Origin of the sequence: Ruegeria sp. HKCCD6428, assembly GCF_013110595.1 — a bacterium.
Taxonomy (GTDB): domain Bacteria; phylum Pseudomonadota; class Alphaproteobacteria; order Rhodobacterales; family Rhodobacteraceae; genus Ruegeria.
In genome coordinates, this window is record NZ_WVQX01000004.1 from 175,092 (window position 1) to 195,620 (window position 20,529).

The 20,529-nt window shown below is 58.8% G+C and carries 18 protein-coding genes; 6 read left to right on the forward strand and 12 right to left on the reverse strand.

The features are described 5' to 3' along the window. Nucleotides 1-3: 3 nt before the first annotated feature. Nucleotides 4-1,824, reverse strand: coding sequence for a dipeptide ABC transporter ATP-binding protein (locus tag GS620_RS11470; RefSeq protein ID WP_171615936.1), 1,821 nt, complete (start codon nt 1,822-1,824; stop codon nt 4-6). Between the two features lie 285 nt (nt 1,825-2,109). Here GS620_RS11470 and GS620_RS11475 point away from each other — a divergent pair, with 285 nt between their 5' ends. From GS620_RS11475 to GS620_RS11485, 3 genes are all read left to right on the forward strand, one after another. Then, nucleotides 2,110-3,816: a peptide ABC transporter substrate-binding protein gene (locus GS620_RS11475; RefSeq protein ID WP_152458615.1), complete on the forward strand. Its 1,707-nt coding sequence runs from the start codon at nt 2,110-2,112 to the stop codon at nt 3,814-3,816. Between the two features lie 94 nt (nt 3,817-3,910). Continuing rightward, nucleotides 3,911-4,918, forward strand: a complete 1,008-nt coding sequence (locus tag GS620_RS11480) for an ABC transporter permease (RefSeq protein ID WP_152458616.1) — start codon at nt 3,911-3,913, stop codon at nt 4,916-4,918. Further along, nucleotides 4,911-5,891 carry an ABC transporter permease gene (locus GS620_RS11485; RefSeq protein ID WP_152458617.1) on the forward strand — a complete coding sequence of 327 codons (981 nt, stop codon included), beginning with the start codon at nt 4,911-4,913 and terminating at the stop codon, nt 5,889-5,891. Before GS620_RS11480 ends, GS620_RS11485 begins: the two co-directional genes overlap by 8 nt. A 6-nt stretch (nt 5,892-5,897) precedes the next feature. Here GS620_RS11485 and GS620_RS11490 read toward each other — a convergent pair whose 3' ends face one another. From GS620_RS11490 to GS620_RS11515, 6 genes are all read right to left on the reverse strand, one after another. Continuing rightward, nucleotides 5,898-7,034, reverse strand: a complete 1,137-nt coding sequence (locus GS620_RS11490; protein WP_171615938.1) for an MFS transporter — start codon at nt 7,032-7,034, stop codon at nt 5,898-5,900. Between the two features lie 68 nt (nt 7,035-7,102). Next, the gene (locus GS620_RS11495; protein ID WP_171167283.1) at nt 7,103-8,380 is read right to left on the reverse strand and encodes a DUF3422 family protein; all 1,278 of its coding nucleotides are present in this window, start codon (nt 8,378-8,380) and stop codon (nt 7,103-7,105) included. Nucleotides 8,381-8,487: 107 nt separating this feature from the next. Continuing rightward, entirely contained in the window at nt 8,488-8,844 is a 357-nt protein-coding gene (locus GS620_RS11500) for a VOC family protein (protein WP_171615940.1), read from the reverse strand. Between the two features lie 161 nt (nt 8,845-9,005). After that, nucleotides 9,006-10,460, reverse strand: a complete 1,455-nt coding sequence (locus GS620_RS11505) for an NAD(P)(+) transhydrogenase (Re/Si-specific) subunit beta (protein ID WP_152458621.1) — start codon at nt 10,458-10,460, stop codon at nt 9,006-9,008. Between the two features lie 13 nt (nt 10,461-10,473). After that, nucleotides 10,474-12,045 carry a Re/Si-specific NAD(P)(+) transhydrogenase subunit alpha gene (locus GS620_RS11510; RefSeq protein WP_171615942.1) on the reverse strand — a complete coding sequence of 524 codons (1,572 nt, stop codon included), beginning with the start codon at nt 12,043-12,045 and terminating at the stop codon, nt 10,474-10,476. Nucleotides 12,046-12,174: 129 nt separating this feature from the next. Next, nucleotides 12,175-12,624: an isoprenylcysteine carboxylmethyltransferase family protein gene (locus GS620_RS11515; protein ID WP_171615944.1), complete on the reverse strand. Its 450-nt coding sequence runs from the start codon at nt 12,622-12,624 to the stop codon at nt 12,175-12,177. A gap of 174 nt (nt 12,625-12,798) precedes the next feature. Between GS620_RS11515 and kynU the strand changes: the two genes are divergently transcribed. Continuing rightward, nucleotides 12,799-13,992: a kynureninase gene (gene kynU / locus GS620_RS11520; RefSeq protein WP_171615946.1), complete on the forward strand. Its 1,194-nt coding sequence runs from the start codon at nt 12,799-12,801 to the stop codon at nt 13,990-13,992. Here the strand turns inward: kynU and GS620_RS11525 are convergent. Continuing rightward, the gene (locus GS620_RS11525) at nt 13,985-14,563 is read right to left on the reverse strand and encodes a TetR/AcrR family transcriptional regulator (protein WP_170343746.1); all 579 of its coding nucleotides are present in this window, start codon (nt 14,561-14,563) and stop codon (nt 13,985-13,987) included. The two genes, kynU and GS620_RS11525, sit on opposite strands and share 8 nt — an antisense overlap. 99 nt (nt 14,564-14,662) lie before the next feature. Here GS620_RS11525 and GS620_RS11530 point away from each other — a divergent pair, with 99 nt between their 5' ends. Both GS620_RS11530 and GS620_RS11535 read left to right on the forward strand, forming a co-directional pair. Continuing rightward, nucleotides 14,663-15,127, forward strand: a complete 465-nt coding sequence (locus GS620_RS11530) for a (2Fe-2S)-binding protein (protein ID WP_152458626.1) — start codon at nt 14,663-14,665, stop codon at nt 15,125-15,127. Between the two features lie 3 nt (nt 15,128-15,130). Continuing rightward, nucleotides 15,131-17,371, forward strand: coding sequence for a xanthine dehydrogenase family protein molybdopterin-binding subunit (locus GS620_RS11535; protein ID WP_171615948.1), 2,241 nt, complete (start codon nt 15,131-15,133; stop codon nt 17,369-17,371). Between the two features lie 120 nt (nt 17,372-17,491). Here GS620_RS11535 and GS620_RS11540 read toward each other — a convergent pair whose 3' ends face one another. From GS620_RS11540 to GS620_RS11555, 4 genes are all read right to left on the reverse strand, one after another. Continuing rightward, the gene (locus GS620_RS11540) at nt 17,492-18,235 is read right to left on the reverse strand and encodes an autotransporter outer membrane beta-barrel domain-containing protein (RefSeq protein WP_171615950.1); all 744 of its coding nucleotides are present in this window, start codon (nt 18,233-18,235) and stop codon (nt 17,492-17,494) included. Then, entirely contained in the window at nt 18,232-18,552 is a 321-nt protein-coding gene (locus tag GS620_RS11545; RefSeq protein ID WP_171615750.1) for a hypothetical protein, read from the reverse strand. The genes GS620_RS11540 and GS620_RS11545 overlap by 4 nt, the downstream gene beginning before the upstream one ends. Before the next feature lie 530 nt (nt 18,553-19,082). Beyond that, nucleotides 19,083-19,862, reverse strand: coding sequence for a gamma-glutamyl-gamma-aminobutyrate hydrolase family protein (locus GS620_RS11550; protein WP_171329700.1), 780 nt, complete (start codon nt 19,860-19,862; stop codon nt 19,083-19,085). Nucleotides 19,863-20,081: 219 nt separating this feature from the next. Then, nucleotides 20,082-20,507 carry a heme-binding protein gene (locus GS620_RS11555; protein WP_152458631.1) on the reverse strand — a complete coding sequence of 142 codons (426 nt, stop codon included), beginning with the start codon at nt 20,505-20,507 and terminating at the stop codon, nt 20,082-20,084. Nucleotides 20,508-20,529 lie beyond the last annotated feature (22 nt).

Genomic DNA, 20,529 nt, shown 5'->3' on the forward strand with positions numbered 1-20,529 from the left:
GGGTCAATACCCGCTGTCCGTGGTCAGAATGAAGTGCCCTGCCTCAACCTCTTGATATTGCGAAGGTTCCGGCGTGTAGTTGGTGGGGTGAATAGGAGAAGGGATCGGTTTGAAATTCAGATCCTTTTCCGATTTCCGCTTGTTCGGGTCCGCGATCGGAACCGCCTTCATCAGCGCCTGTGTATAGGGATGCTGCGGGTTCTCGAACACCCGCGCCCGGGGCCCAAGCTCGACAATGCGCCCCAGATACATGACCCCGACATAGTGGCTGACCCGTTCGACAACGGCCATGTCGTGGCTGATGAACAGGTATGACAGGCCCAGCTCGGACTGCAATTCCATCATCAGGTTCAGAACCTGCGCCTGAACCGACACGTCAAGGGCCGAGACCGCCTCATCCGCAATGATCAGCTTGGGGTTCAGGGCCAAAGCGCGGGCAATTGCAATCCGCTGACGCTGACCGCCGGACATTTCATGCGGGAAGCGACGCATGAAGCTGCGCGGCAATTGCACCTTGTCGAACAATTGTGCCACGCGATCCTGAAGTTCGGATCCCGACGCCACATCATAATTGCGCATCGGCTCGGCCACTTGGTCGACCAGCTGCATCTGCGGGTTCAGCGAGGCGAACGGGTCCTGAAAAATCATCTGCATGTCCAACCGCGCCTTGCGCAAACCAGACGGATCAAGCTTCATGATATCGACACCGTCCAGATCAATCTCGCCCGCCAACGGCTCAACCAGCCGCAGGATCGAGCGCCCTGCTGAAGACTTGCCGCACCCGGATTCCCCGACAAGACTGAGCGTCTGACCTTTGTTCAGAGTGAACGAGACATCCTCGACCGCATGAACGTTCGAAATCGTGCGCCGCAAAAGCCCGCCTTTGACCGGGAACCGTGTTGTCAGGTTCTTGACGGTCAGCAGAACCTCTTCCGTACCCGGAATTGGCGCAATATTCTGCCCTTCGACCCCCAGCAGCTTCATTGGCTCGGGCGCAGATTTACCCTGCATCTCGCCCAGTTTCGGCACCGCGGCCAGCAACGCCTTGGTATAGTCGTGCTGTGGGTTTTCAAAGATTTCCTTGACCGTGCCTTCTTCGACCTTGTTGCCGCGGAACATCACAACAACGCGGTCAGCCATCTGGGCAACCACGGCCATGTCGTGGGTGATGAACATCACCGCAGTTCCGGTTTCCCGCTTGAGGCGGTCCATCAAGGCCAGGATCTCGGCCTGAATGGTCACATCCAGCGCCGTGGTGGGTTCGTCGGCGATCAACAGGCGCGGCTCACAGGCCATCGCCATCGCAATGACAACACGTTGGCGCATCCCGCCCGACAACTCGTGAGGGTATTGTTTCAGACGGCGCTCGGGCTCTGGGATACGGACCTGACGCAGCAATTCCAGCGCCCGTTCCTCGGCCTGCGCTTTCGTCATGTCCTTATGGATGCGCAGACCTTCGGTCAACTGGCGGCCCACGGTGAAAACGGGGTTCAGCGCGGTCATCGGCTCTTGAAAGATCATCCCGATCTCGTTGCCGCGAATCTGCTTCATCAGATCCTGATCGGCCTTCGCCAGGTTCATTTCTTCGCCATCACGACGATCAAACAGCAATTCACCGCCCGCGATTTCGCCGCCACCGAACTCGACCAGACGCATCAAGGACAAAGATGAAACCGACTTCCCCGAGCCCGATTCGCCAACGATACAAACGGTTTCGCCTGGTTTGACCTCGAACGAGACGTCCTCAACACCAACAACGGGACCGTCCTTTGTCTGAAACTCCACCCGCAGTTTTTTGATTTGAGCAATAGGCTGATCCAGCACGTGCGCGCTCCCTTGACGAGGTTATTCTTGTTCTGAATGCCGAACGCTACGGCGGGCCACCGGGAAAAGTCAAACCCATTACACATTTTCGCGACGGCACCACTTGCATTTTTCTCAAGTTCTGTTTCGATACCCAACGTAACCGCCTTGGGGAGGCAGCGCCGATTTATGTCGTTAGCGCTATTATCTTTGTTGATCAAAAACTTACCCCGAAGCGGCAACGCCAAACCCGCAGGCCTTGCGGAGATAATCGAGACACGAACGTGTCCAATTCGGGAGTGACTTATGAAAATCAAAACCCTTTTGCTTGGTGCGATCGCAAGCACGGCAATGGCCCCGATGGCCTTTGCCGAGCGCGGTTCGGACGGCAATGTCAGCATCATCTATTGGCAGGCTCCGTCGATCCTGAACCCGTTCCTGTCCGGCGGTACGAAAGACGTGGAATCAGCCTCGCTGGTGATCGAACCACTTGCCCGCTACGACCAGGACGGCAACATGGTGCCATATCTGGCGTCTGAAATCCCGACCGTGGAAAATGGCGGTGTCAGCGAAGACCTGACGTCGATCACATGGAAAATTGCACCGGGAATCACATGGTCTGACGGCTCTCCGTTCACCGCTGCTGACGTGAAGTTCACCGCCGATTACTGTATGCACCCGGAAGGTGGCTGCGCGCAGGTGACCAAGTTCGAAGGCGTCACCTCGGTCGAAGCTGTTGATGACCTGACCGTCAAGGTCACTTTCGACGCACCGACCCCCTTCCCCTATGGCCCGTTCGTCGGCGGTGAAAGCCCGATCCTTCAAAAGGCCCAGTTCGAAAACTGCATGGGCGCAAAAGCCCCGGAATGCACCGAACAGAACTTCAACCCGATCGGCACCGGCCCCTTTGTCGTCACCGAGTTCAAACCGAACGACGTGATTACCTTCAAGGCCAACGACAACTATCGTGATCCGGCGAAACCTGCCTTCGCGACCGTGACCTTCAAAGGCGGCGGTGACGCGACGGCTGCAGGTCGTGCCGTCATGGAAACCGGTGAATTTGACTATGCGTGGAACCTGCAACTGGCTCCGGAAGTGATCGCACAGATGCAGGAAGGTGGCAAAGGTACGCCGGTTGCAGGCTTCGGCCCGCTGGTCGAGCGCATCATGCTGAACCAGACCAACCCGTCGCCCGAGTTGCCGGAAGGCGAGCGTTCGACGGCCAAGCATCCGCACCCATTCCTGAAGGACCCGGCCGTTTACAAAGCCATGTCGATGGCCATCGACCGTCCGCTGCTGGTGGAAATCGGCTATGGTCAGGCTGGTAAAGTGACCTGCAACTGGGTTCCGGCCCCTGCGGCGTTCAACTCGACCTCGATGACCTGCGACACCCAGGATATCGAAGGCGCCAAGAAACTGCTGGATGATGCCGGTATCGTCGACACCGATGGCGACGGCGTCCGCGAGAAGGATGGCGTTCCGCTGAAGATCGTCTATCAGACCTCGACCAACGCTGTCCGTCAGGACTTCCAGGCACTGATCAAGGAGTGGTGGAGCCAGATCGGCATTGAAACCGAACTGCGCAACATCAACGCATCGGTCTTCTTCGGTGGTGACCCGGGCTCGCCCGACACGTTCCAGAAGTTCTATGCCGACGTTGAAATGTACGCCAACACCTTCAACGGCACCGACCCGCAGTCCTATCTGGGCAACGGTCTGTGCGACAAGGCACCGCGTCCCGAGACGCAGTGGCAGGGCGAAAACATCAGCCGCTTCTGCAACGAAGAGTTCGACAAGCTGCACGCTCAATTGGCCGAAACCGCTGGTCTGGAAGCGCGTGCGGAAATCGCCAAGCAGCTGAATGACATCATGGTTCAGAATGGTGGTATGATCCCGCTGGTTCACCGTGGTCGCCTGTCGGCACATGCAAACACACTGGGTGGCGTTGTCCTGAACGTTTGGGACAGCGAGCTGTGGAACATTGCGGACTGGTACCGCAAAACCGGTTCCTAAGCACTGACCTTGCAAAACCGCGCCCCGATCGTTATCGGGGCGCGGTCATTTGCATCCCACCCCAACAAGAAGACGCATATAAAGGCGCCTCTTAATGCTTAATTTCACAATCAGACGACTGGTGCTGGCCGTTCCAACGCTGCTGTTCATCAGCCTCGTCATCTTCCTGCTCCTCGAACTCGCACCCGGCGATCCGATGGCACAGGTTCCGCTCACCGTTCCCCCCGAAGTCAAGGAAAAGATGCGCGAGGCGCTCGGCCTTGGCCAGCCGATGCATATCCGGTTCTGGAAATGGATCGTGCAATTCTTCTGGATCGAACCGCAGGTTCTGATCGACCACATCTTCGGCACCAATTTTTCCGCAGGCGACCTGCGCGTGATATCCTGGCAGACCCGCTCGCCCGTCATGGACATCGTCGTTCAGCGTATCCCGCAGACCCTGTGGGTTGTCGGCACCGCCTATGTTGTCGCCATTCTGATCGCCCTGCCCATCGGCATCTATTCGGCCTATCGCCAGTATTCCTGGTTCGACCAGATGGGCACCTTCGTGTCGATGGTCGGCTTCTCGGTCCCTCCGTTTTTCTCGGGCGTTCTGGTGATCGTGATCTTCTCGGTCCAATTGGGCTGGTTCCCGTCGATCTATGACACGACCCATGTCGTCAACAGCTGGGACAGCTTCGTCGTGCAGCTGAAGCAGATGATCATGCCGGTCATGGTGCTGGCGTTGCAGATCACTGCACAGCTCAGCCGTTTCATGCGCGCCTCGATGCTGGACAATCTCAACCAGGATTACGTCCGCACCGCGCGCGCCAAGGGGCTCAGCGAATACACCGTGGTCATGGTCCACGTTCTGCGGAACTCGATGATCCCCGTGGTCACGGTCATTGCACTGGGCATTCCGGCCATCTTCGGCGGCGCCATCATCACCGAGCAGGTTTTCAAGGTGAATGGTATCGGCCAGTTGCTGATCGGAGCCATTCAGGCCAACGACCTGCCGATGGTGCAAACCCTGACCTTCATCTTTGCCGTGCTGATCGTGCTGTTCAACCTGATCGCCGACGTCCTGTATGGCATTCTGGACCCGAGGATTCGCTATGACTGATCACGACAAATCAGACACGCTGATCCCCGACGAAGGTCTGGCCCCGGCATCCACCGCGCTGCCAACCGCTGATGTGATGGAGGAACTCACGACCCCGCCGCGCAGCCAATGGCGCGACGTCTGGGATCAGTTCAAGACGCACAAGGGCGCCATGGTGGGTGCGGTGCTGTTTATCCTGATCGTGGCGGGCGTCTATCTGGGCCCCTATCTCTGGAGCATTGATCCAACGCAGATCGATATCCGGGCCCGCAATCAGGGGCCAAGCTGGGCGCATCCTTTCGGCACCGATCAACTGGGCCGGGATATTCTGGCGCGCATGATGTCGGGCGGTCAAACCTCGGTATCGGTGGGCATCACCGCGATGCTGCTGGCACTGTTCCTGGGATCCTTCATCGGCGTTCTGGCCGGGTTCTTCAAACGGCTGGATGGTCCGCTTATGCGTCTGACAGACCTGTTTCTGGCCCTGCCCCTGCTGCCCTTGCTGCTGGTCATGATGCTGCTGTTCCGTGAACCCCTGTCCGCCGCGTTCGGGCTGGAGCGCGGGATCTTCATCCTGATCGTCTGCGCCATCGGTATCACCTCGTGGATGCCTACGGCGCGGATCGTACGGGGTGACGTGCTGGCCATCAAAGAGCGTGAATTCGTTCTGGCGGCCCGGTCCATCGGCACCAGCAACACTCAGATCATCACGCGGCATATCCTGCCGAACGTGTTGTCTCCGATCATGGTATCGGCGACGCTGGGGATTGCGACGGCGATCATTACCGAAAGCGCGCTTTCCTTCCTGGGTCTGGGCTTTCCGCCCGACTTCCCGACATGGGGCCGCCTGCTGTTCGACGGAGTCGATTATCTACAGCAATACCCCGAGCGTGTGTTCTGGCCTGGTCTGGCAATCTCGCTGACCGTCCTGAGCGTCAACTATCTGGGTGACGGTCTGCGCGATGCGCTGGATCCCCGCATTCGCGGTCGTTGAACACTCTCAGCCGGCGCGCTTCATCGCGCCGGCCAACAACACGATCAGAACGGCCAATGGCAGCAGCACGGCGAATGCCAGACGCAGGCCGAACACTTCCGCCAAAAAGCCAATCAACGGCGGACCGATCAACAGCCCCCCATACCCCAATGTTGCAACACTTGCGATGGCTTGCCCCGGCGGCACATTCGGATCGCTGGCCGCGCGGCTGAATGCCAGCGGCATGATCACGGCATAACCTATTCCCATCAAGGCAAAGCCGGCCAGCACGGGCAGGATCGTTGCTGTCGAAACCACCGTGAAAACGCCCAAAGCCGCGCAAATTCCTCCGAACCGGGCGGAAACGACCGGACCGAACCGGGTGATGACAAGCGCGCCTGCAAGTCGAAACGCCACCATGGTCACTGAAAACACCGCATAGCCCAAGGCAGCAACGCTTTCGGACGCCCCTGTAATGTCACGCAGATATATCGCGCTCCAGTCCGCGACGGCCCCTTCGCCCAATGCCCCGCACAAGGCGGCTATGCCAACCAGTATCAACGCCCCGGATGGCAAGGCGAAAACCGTACTCTGAGGCCCTTGGGATTGGCGCGAGGTCCAGCTTACCCAGGATGACGCAAGCGCAAGGCCAACAACCACGCCACCCGCCAACAGGAAGTGCACAAGAACCGTCAGCCCCATCTGAACCGCGGCATAACCGCTGAGCGCGCCAAGGCCAGCACCAAGGCTCCACATTGCGTGGAACGAGGACATAACGGGTTTGTCATAGGCCTGCTCTACCTCGGCGGCCCATGCATTCATCGCAACATCCATCGACCCGTGAAAGGCGCCAAAGACAAACAGAAACACTGCCAGCCCCCAAAGCCCATCAGCCATGGAAAGCAGGATCAGTGACCCCGTGTACAGAACCGCAATGATCCGGGTGATTGCAACCGCGCCGAAACGATCCGTAAGCCGCCCGGTTATCGGGAAAGAGCAGACAGCCCCCGCAGCCATGAACAACAGGCCATATCCAAGCGCCTCATGGGACAGTTCCAAGCGGTCACGTATGGCGGGAATGCGCGACGCCCAGATTCCGAACAGGGCACCATTCAGAATGAACATGGCGGCGACAGCGCGCCATGCTGCAACTATGCTTATCATCCCAAGTCCTCGCTCTGCTTGCCCAATGCCCCTGTTCTACAGGTCAGACGAACACTGGCAATTGCTGCTCAACCGAGCCGTTTGCGAATGCGTCGCACCGAGTACCACACCCCGGCGACAACCGGGATCGTAACCGCTGCCGTCAGCATGCCCTTGCTGATGCCAGAGGCCGTCAGCGGATACAAAAGATAGCTGACCAGCGAAACCGCGTAATAGCTGATGGCAACCACGGAAAGCCCCTCGACCGTATGTTGCAAGCGCAGTGCCAGATCAGCGCGACGGTCCATGCTTTCCAGCAACGCCTGGTTTTGCGCGCTGCGTTCCACATCCACTCTTGTCCGCAGCAACTCACCCGCGCGGATCGCCCGATCCGACAAGGCCTGAAGCCGGCGTTCCGTGGATTTCACGGTGCGAATTGCAGGGTCATATCGGCGCATCATGAAGTCAGCGAAATTCTGACCACCCTCGAAACGTTCTTCTCGCAACACTTCGATCCGCTGGTTGACGATGGCCTCATACGCCCCCGTAGCTCCGAAACGGAAAGAACACCGGGCCGACAATGTCTCGAGCTCGATCGACGTTGCCAGCAAATCCTGTAACAGCGCGTCAGGCTGCGCCGAGTTGCCGGTCATCTGCCCCATCAATCGGGTGAGTTGCCCGTCCAGCTCTCCGATACGCGGCATCAGCTGCTTGACGCGCGCAAAACCCAGCATCGACATCGCCTTATACGTTTCTATTTCGCAAAGACGCTGAATAATCCGTCCCGTCCGGCGCCGTCCGGTGCCCTCGGCCACGAACAAGGCAAAGCGCATGTGACCTGCCGGATCGATCCGAAAATCACTGGCACAAACCGCGGCATCGTCCAACACCCTGGACACGGCCAGGCTTTCCGGCTCGAACCAATCCAGCAGTTTCGACTTCACCAAGTCGTCACTGTCGCGTTCAACGACGCGCATCAATACTGACGTAACCCTTTGGCCAGGACTGGCCATCAACCAATCGGGCGGAAAGACCTCAAAGTCAGCCGGATCAAAGGCGCGATCACTCACATTCTGCGCGATCGCCGTGTAAGTCACGAATTCGGTATGCTGCTCCCACTTCAACCAATGGCGGCCAATCTGACCCGCGTAATGCGTGGCGTCCGGCCGAGGGTGCTGCGCACCGTGGCGATCCAGCAGGTCGATCAAATGAGCCAAATCCTCACGTCGATCGCGCGCCACGGCGGCCTCGGGCTTTTTGATCGCAAGAAAGACCACCGTACAGGGCATTGACGCGACCGGGAACGGTCGCGCATGCAGTTCATTTGCCAGCGCATAGCGAAGGGGATGGTCGTCTATCGGTGTCATGTATGGCTCCGCCTCGTCACGCGCACTATACGGTACATAATTGATACATCAATTCTCTTTTTATTTCATATACTTACAGGGATACAACGGTATACAACCCTGCTATCTCATTGATTTGGCTGCCACAGCTCGATGGGGTTGCCTTCGGGATCATGGATGCGGGCAAATTTTCCAACTTCGCTGTCCCAGTCAGGATTGGTTTCCACCGTGATTCCAGCCTGCTCAAGCTGCGCCGTCAGCGCGGCCAGGTCATCAACACGAAAATTGATCATCCACTGTTGATCGGTCCGTCCGAAATATTCAGTGTCCTCCTCAAATGGCGCAAAGACCGTATAGCCTTCTCGCTGCTTCCAGGGCACGGGGTCATAATAATTGACGCCCAGGTGCTTCTCATACCAGGCGCTCAGCGCTTTAGGGTCGCGGGCGCGAAAGAACACTCCGCCAATACCATTCACTTTCTCCATCCTCGACCTCCTGCCATCTGTGCCGCCACCCCAGACTACCACACTCCGCCTGCTTCATCTGGCTGGAAATATCCTGGGGGTTTGGGGGCAACGCCCTCATGCACACTCAAAAAGAAAAGGGCGCCCAAAGGCGCCCTTTGCAATCTGATCAAACGCGACGATCAATCGATCATCGGCAGCAGCTTGTCCAGCGACTCCTTGGCGTCGCCGTAGAACATCCGGGTGTTCTCTTTGAAGAACAGCGGGTTTTCGATGCCGGAATACCCGGTGCCCTGACCACGTTTCGAGACAAACACCTGCTTGGCTTTCCAGCATTCCAGAACCGGCATTCCGGCGATGGGGCTGTTGGGATCTTCCTGCGCCGCCGGGTTCACGATGTCGTTCGAACCGATGACGATGGCCACATCGGTGTCCGGAAAGTCGTCGTTGATCTCGTCCATTTCCAGAACGATATCATACGGCACCTTCGCTTCGGCCAGCAGAACATTCATGTGGCCCGGCAAGCGGCCCGCCACAGGGTGGATTGCGAAACGAACGTTCTTGCCCTTGGCCCGCAGCTTGCGCACCAGTTCGGAAACCGATTGCTGCGCCTGTGCCACGGCCATCCCATAGCCCGGAATGATGATCACGCTGTCCGCGTCGTTCAAAGCCGCAGCAACGCCATCAGCCTCGATAGCGATCTGTTCGCCTTCAACGGCCATCTGTTCGCCCTGCGGGCCACCAAAACCGCCAAGGATCACGCTGACAAAATGGCGGTTCATCGCCTTGCACATGATGTAGGACAGGATCGCACCCGACGAGCCCACCAGCGCACCGACCACGATCAACAGGTCGTTGCCCAGCGAGAAACCGATCGCCGCAGCCGCCCAACCCGAATAGCTGTTCAGCATCGACACCACCACCGGCATGTCAGCGCCGCCGATGCCCATGATCAGGTGATAGCCGATGAATAACGCCGCCAGCGTCATCAGGATCAGCGGGAACAGACCACCTGTCGATGTGTACCAGATCAGGCAGATCAGCGAGAGACCCGCCGCCGCCGCGTTCAACGCATGGCCACCGGGCAGCTTGGTCGCTGCCGAGGTCACCTTGCCCGCCAGCTTGCCATAGGCGACAACCGACCCGGTAAAGGTGATCGCACCGATGAAGATGCCCAGGAACAGTTCCACGTGCAGGATTGCCAGTTCAGCCGGGGTTTTCTTGGCAATCAGCTTGGCAAAAGACCCAAGGTCGGACAGGTCCGCCTGGCTGGCGCTGTCAGCAATGGCCATGACCTGCGCCACGTTGCCGATCTCGAAATGCGCGTTGAAACCGACGAACACGGCCGCAAGACCGACCAGCGAGTGCATCGCCGCAACAAGCTGCGGCATCTCGGTCATCTGCACGCGCTGCGCAACATACTGGCCGATGAAACCACCGCCCGCGATCAGCAGCAGTGACAGCAACCACAGGCCCGAGCCCGGGCCAACCAGCGTGGCGAATACCGCCAGCGCCATACCGACGATGCCATACCAGACCGCGCGCTTGGCGCTTTCCTGGTTCGACAAACCGCCGAGCGAAAGGATGAAAAGGACAGCCGCAACAACATAGGCGGCAGTGGTGAAGCCATAATCCATGTGCCCGGCCTCCTTAAGATTTCTGGAACATGGCGAGCATGCGCCGGGTTACGAGGAAGCCGCCGAAGATGTTGATCCCGGCCATGAAAACGGACAGTGCCGCCAACAGAATGACCAGGAACGACCCCGATCCGATCTGCATCAAAGCCCCGACGATGATGATCGACGAAATCGCGTTGGTGATCGCCATCAGCGGAGTGTGCAGGCTGTGCGCGACGTTCCAGATCACCTGGAAGCCCACAAAGATGGCCAGCACGAAGACGATGAAGTGCTGCATGAAACTGGCCGGAGCGATCAGCCCCACCAGCAGCATCAGCGCGCCCCCGACACCCAACAGGGTGAACTGCTGCTTGGTCTGCGCCTTGAAGGCCGCGATTTCCTGCGCCTTCTTTTCTTCCGGGGTCAGCTCCTTGACCTCGGGCTTTTTCTGCGCCGCGATCGCCTGCACCTTGGGTGGCGGCGGCGGGAAGGTGATCTCACCCTCATAGGTCACGGTCGCGCCGCGGATCACGTCATCTTCCATGTCGTGGTCGATCTGACCGTCCTTTTCAGGCGTCAGATCGGTCATCATGTGACGGATGTTTGTCGCGTACAAAGACGAAGACTGCGCCGCCATCCGGCTGGGGAAGTCGGTATAGCCGATGATGGTCACGCCGTTGGGCGTCACGACCTTTTCGTCCGGCACGGTGCCCTCGACGTTCCCGCCGCGCTCGGCCGCAAGGTCAACGATGACCGAGCCCGGCTTCATTGCCTTGACCATGTCTTCCAGCCACAGCTTTGGCGCCGGACGATTGGGGATCAGCGCCGTCGTGATGACGATATCCATTTCCGGGGCCAGCTCTCGGAACTTGGCCAGCTGCGCATTGCGGAACTCTTCTGACTGGACCGACGCATACCCACCGGTGGCCGCACCATCCTGCTGTTCTTCTTCGAAGTCCAGATAGACGAACTCTGCCCCCATCGATTCGACCTGCTCGGCCACCTCGGGGCGCACATCGAACGCGTAGGTGATTGCACCCAGCGAGGTCGACGTGCCGATCGCGGCAAGCCCGGCAACACCGGCCCCGACGATCAGAACCTTCGCAGGCGGCACCTTACCGGCGGCTGTCACCTGACCGGTGAAGAAACGGCCAAAGTTGTTGCCGGCTTCGATAACGGCGCGGTAGCCGGCAATGTTGGCCATCGACGACAATGCGTCCATCTTCTGCGCGCGAGAAATACGCGGCACCATTTCCATGGCGATCACGTTTGCGCCCTTGGACTTGGCAAGTTCCATTCCTTCTTCGTTTCCGGCAGGATTGAAGAAGGAAATCAGCGTCTTGCCCTTGGTCAGACGCTTCAGTTCCGTCTCGGTCGGGATACGAACCTTGGCGATGATATCTGCGGCCTTCCACAGCGATGCCGCGGTTTTGACAACCTCAACGCCCACAGCCTCATACGCCGCGTCCGAAAAACCGGCGGCAGCACCTGCGCCTTTTTCGACCAGGCACTCATAGCCCAGTTTTTGCAGTTGCACGGCCGAGTCCGGTGTCATCGCGACCCGGTTCTCGCCGTCCAGTATTTCCTTTGGCGTGCCTATCTTCACTGGCAGTCCCCCTAATTCTTACTCGGTCTGAGCGGGTGATCGGTATTCTTTGTTAAGCAAAGATGTATCCTGCGCAACATTATTTCGCAAGCGCAGCATTCCTGACGTGATGTCATTGCAGAATTCACCCTAGATCCAGCGCCGTGTCTTGCGTTCATAACGCGCGAAGTCGGCGCGAAAGGTTCGACGCAGGCGATCTTCTTCCGGCAGGATGAACCGACGCTCCAACACCCAGACGAAGACTGGCACAAGAACCAGGGACAATACGGCGTCAAAACGAAGAATAAGACCTGCAAGGATCAGAACGTCGCCCACATAGATCGGATTGCGACTGCGCTTGTAGATGCCGGATTGCACCATCGACGATGGTGTTTCATGCGGAACAACAGTTGTCTTGTGACGGCGGAATTCGACCACCGCCAGGACAGCTATCAGGATTCCACCTCCGATCAACAGCCCGCTCAGAAGGTCCGTCAAACCGCCCTCAAGCGACAGGCTGAATTTCAGATACTTGCCCTGCAACCAAGCAAGCGCAGCAAAAGCAATCAGCCAAACCGGCGGCACGTCTATCCAGCGCATGCAGAGCCCTCATTGAGTGACGACAAGATCGAGTACATGTCGCATCTGAGCGATGTCCTACCGCTTTTGGGTCAAAATGGCAAAAGACCAGTATGTCGCATCGCATGGACTCACATTTGAGGATCGACTACCTCAAAAGCAATCACCGACGTTCACACAAGTTAGCGAGCCCTCATGACTGATTTTGCAGCAACCAAAGCCATGTTCGACCTGCCCGAGGGCGTCATCTATCTGGACGGCAATTCTCTGGGCTCGCTGCCGAAATCGGCAGGCGCGCGAGTACAAAGGATGCTGACCGAAGAATGGGGCCAGATGCTGATCACCGGATGGAACAAGGCAGGTTGGATGGGCCTGCCCACCGGGCTTGGTGACCGGATTGGCCGCCTGATCGGAGCAGAGCCCGGCAGCGTGGTGACCGGAGACACCTTGTCGATCAAGGTCTATCAGGCCCTGGCCTCGGCCCTTGAACTGAATCCGGATCGCAAAGTGGTTCTGTCGGATAACGGCAACTTTCCTTCGGACCTGTACATGGCGGATGGCCTGTTGCGGTCACTCGGCGACGACTACGAATTGCGGATTGTCGATCCGGAATCCGTGGCCGACGCAATCACCGAAGAGGTCGCCGTTCTTATGCTGACCGAGGTGGATTACCGCTCGGGCCGGATGCACGACATGAGGGCGCTGACCGAACTGGCGCATGCCGCCGGTGTAGTGACGGTATGGGATCTGGCCCATTCCGCAGGGGCCATCCCCGTAGACCTTTCAGGGTGCAACGCCGATTTCGCGGTCGGGTGTACGTACAAATACCTCAACGGGGGACCCGGCGCACCGGCCTTCATCTATGTCGCACCCAGATTGGCAGACAACACACGCCCTGCCCTGTCCGGTTGGCTGGGGCACGAAGCACCCTTTGCCTTCGATCTCGACTACCGCCCCGGCAGCGGCATTGAACGGATGCGGGTGGGAACGCCGCCCATCATCCAGATGACGGCCTTGTCGGCTGCGATGGACATCTGGGATCTGGCGGACATGACCGACGTCCGGGCCAAATCGATTGAACTGACCGAGCTTTTCATAGAACGCGTCGAGGCAACCTGCCCGGATCTGCAACTGGCCAGCCCCCGTGATCCGCAGCAGCGCGGCAGCCAGATCTCGTTCCGTTTCAAGGAAGGGTATGCCGCCATGCAGGCCCTGATCGCCCGCGGCGTGATCGGAGATTTTCGTGCACCCGACATCATGAGGTTCGGCTTTACACCTTTGTATATCGACGAAGGCGATGTTGAACGCGCCGTCGGGATTATGGCCGATATCATGCAGAACCGCCTGTGGGACACGCCCGAATACAAGATCCGTCAGCGCGTTACCTGACTTCGAGTCCAGCGCCGAAAAGGGCCGCGACCTGTGCGACCTGCCGTTCATAGACCTCGGCGCCGGCACCAATCAGCTTCAGCCCCTTGAGCGTGGCCGTGATCGTCCGACCGGTCTCTGCCGCGTCAGCCAGCAGGCGAACCCGGCCCGCCTTTTCCTGTTGCACCAGCCAGTCCGCATAAAGCGCGGCCAGCTTGGCCTCACCCGCCGCGATGATTTCCGCAGACAGGGACTTTGTGTTGTCGAGTATCTCAAGCCCGTGGGGCGAGGCCAGAATTTTTGCCATCCCCTCGGTCTGCGCCTGGATCGCGCGGCTCAGAACCTCGGGCACCGAACCCTGGGTGGCCAGCGCTTCGGCCACCGCAACGCTCTTTTCGGCATAGTACAGCTCGGTCAGTTTGCTGACGATCGCCTCTTTGTTCTTGTAATGCAGATACACCGCCGGCCGAGACATCCCCGCGCCGCGCGCGATGTCGTCCATCGAGGTCTTTCGGTATCCATAAGTGGAAAACGCCTGAAACGCCGAGTTCAGGATCGCCTGTTGCCGTGAGCCGTCACCATTGTCTTTCATATCCGAAGCCCTGACATTTTTTGTCCAATTTGTCAATTGACATCCTGACACTTTCGTCCAATTATGTCAGAAACCAGCCACAGCAACACGAGGTGCGCCATGGCGACGACCCTGAAGATCAACGGCAAGCAACATCAGGTGGATCTGCCTGATGACGTCCCCCTTCTTTGGGTTCTGCGGGACGAGGTCGGGCTGACCGGCACCAAGTTCGGCTGCGGCGTGGCCGCATGCGGGGCCTGCACCGTGCATATCGATGGCGAGGCCGTGCGCTCGTGCCAGGTGGCGCTGTCGGATGTCTGGGGTGACGTGACCACGATCGAAGGGCTCGGCTCGCCGGACGCGCTGGCCACGATCCAACAGGCCTGGATCGATCATCAGGTCGCGCAGTGCGGATACTGCCAGTCCGGCCAGATCATGCAGGCCGCGGCATTGCTGGCGGAAAACCCGGACCCCACTGACGCAGACATCGACGAAGCGATGCAGGGCAACCTGTGCCGCTGCGGCACCTATCCCCTTATCCGCGCAGCAATCCATGACGCGGCATCCAAGCTGAAGGAGGCGTAAGCAATGGCTTCCGTTGGAAAAATCCTCCGCCGTACGTTCCTGATCGGCTCTGCCGCGATCGTTGGCGGCGTGGCCTTCGGGGCCTATTACGTGACCCGCCCCGCGGCCAACCCCTTGAAACCCCGCGAAGGCGAGGCAGCGCTGAACCCGTTTGTGCTGATTGACCAGAATGGTGTCACATTGTTCGCGCCCCGCGCGGAAATGGGTCAGGGCGTCCGAACCACATGGGCCGCGCTGATCGCCGAGGAACTGGATGTCGATCTGGATCAAATCACCGTTCTGCATGGTCCCGCTGCGGCGGCCTATTACAACTCGGCCCTTGTGGGCGAAGGGTTGCCGAACAAGGGGTACGATATCTCGAATTTCCAGCACAATCTGGGCGAGGCGCTGGGCATTCTGGGCAAGACGCTCAGCCTGCAAGTCACGGGTGGCTCGACCTCGATGAAAGATGGGTTCGACCGGATGCGGCAAGCCGGTGCTTCGGCCCGTGAAACACTCAAACGCGCTGCCGCAGACCGGTTGGGCGTCGACCCCTCGGATCTGAAAACGGCGTCAGGCCATGTCATTGCACCCAACGGCGACAAGATCGCCTATTCAATGCTTGCCGAGGATGCCGCCGGGCTGGAACCCGTTGAGGTACCGTTGCGAGACCCGTCTGAATGGCGCTATCTGGGCCGAAGCCAACCGCGTCTCGACATGGTGGGCAAGGCGACGGGCACCGCTGAATTCGGCGTCGATGTCCGCCTGCCGGGCATGAAATTCGCCAGCGTCCGAATGAATCCCAAACTGGGCGGCGCGATGAACGGCTTTGACGACAGCGCCGCAAGATCCATGCCCGGGGTTGAGCAGGTCGTCGATCTGGGCACAGGCGTGGCCGTGATCGCAAACAACACATGGTTGGCCAATCAGGCAGTCGAGGCCATTGTTGTCGATTGGGGCGACGCGCCCTATCCGCCGGAGACCGAAGACATCTTCGCCAGGATCGCCGAGGCGTTTGACGACGCACCGAACTCGACCATGCGCGACGACGGCGATGTCAGCGCGAGCCCGGAAAACGCCACTGAAATCACCGCCGAGTATCGCGTGCCCTATCTGGCCCATGCAACGATGGAGCCAATGAATGCCACCGCGCTCTACACGGGAAATGCGTTGGAACTCTGGTGCGGCAACCAGGCCCCCACACTGATTCAGTTCCGCGTCGCCAACACTGCCGGTCTGGATACCGAAGCCGTCCAAATCCACACCACCTATCTGGGTGGCGGGTTTGGTCGCAGGGGCGAACTGGATTTCGGCGAAATCGCAACCAAGGTTGCCATGGCCATGCCCGGCACACCGGTTCAGACGACCTGGAGCCGCGAAGAGGACATGCGTCACGACTATTTCCGCCCCGGCGCCATCGCCCGGATGCGCGGCGCGGTTCAGGACGGCAAAGCCGTGCTCATTGACGGGAAGGTCGCGGCCCAATCTCCGACCCAACAGGCGGTCGAGCGCTACACCGGGTTCCCCGGCGGCGGCCCTGACAAGGTGCTGGTCGAAGGTTTCTTCAACCAGCCCTACGCGGTACCGAATTACCGCATGAGCGGCCACATTGCTGATTTGGCTGTTCCCGTGGGGTTTTGGCGCTCGGTCGGCAACAGCCATAACGGCTTTTTTCACGAGACATTCATGGATGAGATGGCTCATGCCGCAGGCCGTGACCCGCTGGAGTTCCGGCTGGACCTGATGAAGAACGAACACGCGCCGTCGGCGGGATGTTTGGAAGCGGTGAAGGAAATGTCAGGCTGGACGGGTCAGACGACCGAAGGCGTCGGCCGGGGCGTGGCTTTCACATACAGCTTCGGCACCCCGGTGGCCCAGGTCATCGAAGTGGTCGACGAAGACGGCACCATCCGCATCAGCAAGGCCTGGATTGCCTGCGACATGGGGCTGGCGCTGGACCCGGAAAACGTCAAGGCACAGATGTTCGGCGGCATGATGTACGGCCTGTCTGCCGCATGTTTCGGCGAGATCACCTTTGCGGAAGGCGAAGTCGAGCAGTTCAACTTCCCCGACTATGACGCGATGCGGATACACACAGCCCCGCAGGTCGAGGTGCGCGTGCTGGAAACCAATCGGCATATGGGCGGTGCGGGCGAGCCCGGAACACCGCCTTCGATGCCGGCACTTGGCAATGCGCTTTTCGACCTGACGGGCAAGCGCGCACGTTCACTTCCGCTGATCAATCAGTTCAACCTATTGATCTGATCGTCTTGGCGCCGCCTTTTGACTTGAGGCGGCGCTTTCCTTTTTCGCCCCTTGAGGATCAGAAGCTGACAGAAAGAAAAATGGACGCTTCGGTCGTATCCAGATCATCTTCGAACAAACTCAGATATCCCAGTGTCGCCTCGACAAAAACGGCCTCACTCGCACACACACACCCACGCGCGAGGCCCAAGTCAAGTCGGCCTGCGATCCAGCGCCTAATCCAACATTTTCACGGTCGAACCAGTAGGTCGCGCTCAGCGTCGCAAACGGAGACACGATCGATCGCGAAGTGACAAATGGCCTGCTGATTTCCAACTCAGGTGTTAAGGCGCTGTAACTCACTGAAGCAACTTCGCCAACTATGTTGACCGGAACACCTGCCACAGTGCCGCTCAGATCATAGTCTTCTGCGCTGTAGTTGTAATAGTCATAGGCAATCGACGGACGTAACAGGAAATTCCCGGCCTCGTACTGACCGATCGCCTCCAGATTGGCTCGCCACCGGGTCCGGTCGAAATCGCCACTTAACCCCAGCACGTTCACATCCGTCGAAAACTCGCCAAAGGTCGCCAGTCCATTCAGCACCCATCTCTCGGACATGCGCCAGGCAAAATAGGGGCCCGCAGCAAGCCCTTTAGTGTCTTGTCTGAATTGACCCTGAAACCCTTCGACATCAAGGTTTTCATATTCAACCTGAAATCCAACGACCAAGTCCGGCCTGACAAGCCTGTCGAACCCCGCCGCAAAATAGTTGTCATTTATGTCGACTTCTCTGACCCCGCGCGTGTCTTCGATTTCGGTATAGGTGAAATCAGTCCATACATTCCATGTGGACGGCGGCGCGAGATCTCGGCCTTCGGTCAAAGGAGGGCCCAAAATAGGAGCGGTAACAGAGGGATCACATATTGCCGCGTCAAGGTTACCCGTCGCTGCGTCAACACACTCAACACCGACAGCGTATACCCCGTCAGCAGCACTTTGTGGTCGAGTACGAGGTACAGCGGCCGCAGTTCCACCTCCAGCAAAACCACCACCAGAGCCACCGGAACCGCCACCGGAGCCACCTGAACTGCCACCGCTGCCAAAGCCGCCGCCGGAGCCACCTGAGCCACCTCAACCGCCAAAGCCGCCGCCCGAGCCACCTGAACCGCCACCGGAGCCGCCTCCACCGCCACCTCCACCGGGCAAGCTCCAGTTTCTCTGTTGGTTTTGCGTATCGATCAGGCAATCCTTGCCATTTGGTGCTCCACCGATTTCGAACAATCGGTGAATTCCACCATTTCCGTTTGAGACAAAGGGTGAAAAACTTAGATGAACGCCTCTGCGAGACTTGTTCCACGTGTCCACCGTTGTGTTGCCTTGCGCGGCTTCCAAACGAAAACCGCCTTGCTCAGTCGCAGACAACCAAACGGAGGATGCTGAATCACGCGTGCGTCCGATGTAGAGCAGCTCACCTAAAGAACCACACTGCTGCGCATCACTTCAGCTGCGAAACCGGAAGTTGCTAAAAATGCCACTGCGAGAAACCTAACTGAACACAGTCGCCATTGGGTTGATCCTTGCATATCTCAATCTCGCACCGTTTCGTGGCATCGGGGGCAAGCATTCAGACCTGCTGGCGGATAAACAAAGGTATTGGGCTCGTCTCATAAACAATTATTCGAATGTTGCGTTCAGAGACGGGGAATCGAGGGCAGCCCACTGGCGCCGGTCAAGCAGATTGCCTTAGCCTTGCAGAACGATTTCTACAATTCCAGTTTCTAACCGCATCGCCGAAGGCTTCGAACAGGGGGCGCGAGACCGGGTCATTGATCGCATCCCATTCCGGGTGCCATTGAACCGACAAGGTAAAGCCGGGCGCATCCTTGATGTAGATCGCCTCGGGCGTCCCGTCCGGTGCATGGCCATCAATGACCACGCGCTGCCCAATCGTTTTGATGCCCTGACCGTGCAAGGTGTTGGTCATGACCTCGGTTGCGCCGAACAGTTTGTGGAAAACGCCGCCGTTTTCCAGTGCCACCACATGACGCAGAGCAAACTTTTCCTCCAAGGTTCCATCGGGCGGCATCCGGTGGTTCATCCGCCCCGGCAGATCGCGGATCTCGGGATAAAGCGTTCCGCCCATGGCAACGTTAACTTCCTGAAACCCCCGGCAGATGCCCAAAAACGGCTGTCCCTTTTCAACGCAGGCGCGAACCAACGGCAGAGTTATGGCGTCGCGTGCCCGGTCGAATTCGCCATGTGCATCGGTTGCAGGTTCCCCGTATTCTTCCGGGTGCACGTTCGGGCGACCGCCTGTCAGCAGAAAGCCGTCACAGACCTCCAGCAACTCATCTACCGACACGTAACGCGGATCTGCGGGTATTAACAACGGAAGACATCCTGACACGTTGGCCACGGCATCCGAATTCATCGTTCCCCCAGCATGTGTGGGGTATTGATCGTTCATGAGGTACGAGTTGCCGATGATACCGACGACAGGCCGAGACATTCCGCTTTCCCTGCTGTTGTTGTGCCTGTCAAGGAAGCTAGCGGCAGCGGATTTAACGTGCAAGAATACACGCCCTGCATGAAAGCGCAGGGACGTGTTCGAAGACGCACTGTACGTTCTGGTCTGCCCAGCTTAATTGGAAAAATTTTCCAACAAACAGCTACGCGGGGGAATAATTTCCCCACTCAGATGGAAAGACGTATAAATACAACGCTCTCGTTAAATCTCACCGATCAGGCCGGCTGCCTCAATTCCCGCCATTGCGGCCAGCGCATCATTGTCTGATGTATCTCCGGTAACCCCAACGGCGCCGATCACGGCCCCCTTGCGATCACGCAACAGCACGCCACCCGGAACAGGCACGACCTGACCACCATAGACGCCATTTACCGAGGCCATGAAATAGGCCTGTGTTTCAGCGCGTTGCATCTGCGCAGTGCCCGCCATTCCCAGCATGACCGACCCATAGGCCTTGCCCTGCGCAATCCCGAACCGGCCCGGTGCTGCACCATCCTCGCGCTCGAACGCAATGACATGCCCACCGGCGTCCAGAACCACGACGGAGAGCGGCTTCAACTCCATCTCTCGGCCCTTTTCCAGGGTTTTTCGGATGATGGTGCGGGCCTTGCGTAGGGAAACTGACATCTGAAGGTCCTCTCGTCAGATT

Excerpts from the sequence above, each read along its gene's own strand:
- GS620_RS11475 (WP_152458615.1), top strand. The coding sequence starts at position 2,110 with ATGAAAATCAAAACCCTTTTGCTTGGTGCGATCGCAAGCACGGCAATG.
- GS620_RS11480 (WP_152458616.1), top strand. The coding sequence starts at position 3,911 with ATGCTTAATTTCACAATCAGACGACTGGTGCTGGCCGTTCCAACGCTG.
- GS620_RS11485 (WP_152458617.1), top strand. The coding sequence starts at position 4,911 with ATGACTGATCACGACAAATCAGACACGCTGATCCCCGACGAAGGTCTG.
- GS620_RS11490 (WP_171615938.1), bottom strand. The coding sequence starts at position 7,034 with ATGATAAGCATAGTTGCAGCATGGCGCGCTGTCGCCGCCATGTTCATT.
- GS620_RS11495 (WP_171167283.1), bottom strand. The coding sequence starts at position 8,380 with ATGACACCGATAGACGACCATCCCCTTCGCTATGCGCTGGCAAATGAA.
- GS620_RS11500 (WP_171615940.1), bottom strand. The coding sequence starts at position 8,844 with ATGGAGAAAGTGAATGGTATTGGCGGAGTGTTCTTTCGCGCCCGCGAC.
- GS620_RS11505 (WP_152458621.1), bottom strand. The coding sequence starts at position 10,460 with ATGGATTATGGCTTCACCACTGCCGCCTATGTTGTTGCGGCTGTCCTT.
- GS620_RS11515 (WP_171615944.1), bottom strand. The coding sequence starts at position 12,624 with ATGCGCTGGATAGACGTGCCGCCGGTTTGGCTGATTGCTTTTGCTGCG.
- kynU (WP_171615946.1), top strand. The coding sequence starts at position 12,799 with ATGACTGATTTTGCAGCAACCAAAGCCATGTTCGACCTGCCCGAGGGC.
- GS620_RS11525 (WP_170343746.1), bottom strand. The coding sequence starts at position 14,563 with ATGAAAGACAATGGTGACGGCTCACGGCAACAGGCGATCCTGAACTCG.
- GS620_RS11530 (WP_152458626.1), top strand. The coding sequence starts at position 14,663 with ATGGCGACGACCCTGAAGATCAACGGCAAGCAACATCAGGTGGATCTG.
- GS620_RS11535 (WP_171615948.1), top strand. The coding sequence starts at position 15,131 with ATGGCTTCCGTTGGAAAAATCCTCCGCCGTACGTTCCTGATCGGCTCT.
- GS620_RS11550 (WP_171329700.1), bottom strand. The coding sequence starts at position 19,862 with ATGTCTCGGCCTGTCGTCGGTATCATCGGCAACTCGTACCTCATGAAC.
- GS620_RS11555 (WP_152458631.1), bottom strand. The coding sequence starts at position 20,507 with ATGTCAGTTTCCCTACGCAAGGCCCGCACCATCATCCGAAAAACCCTG.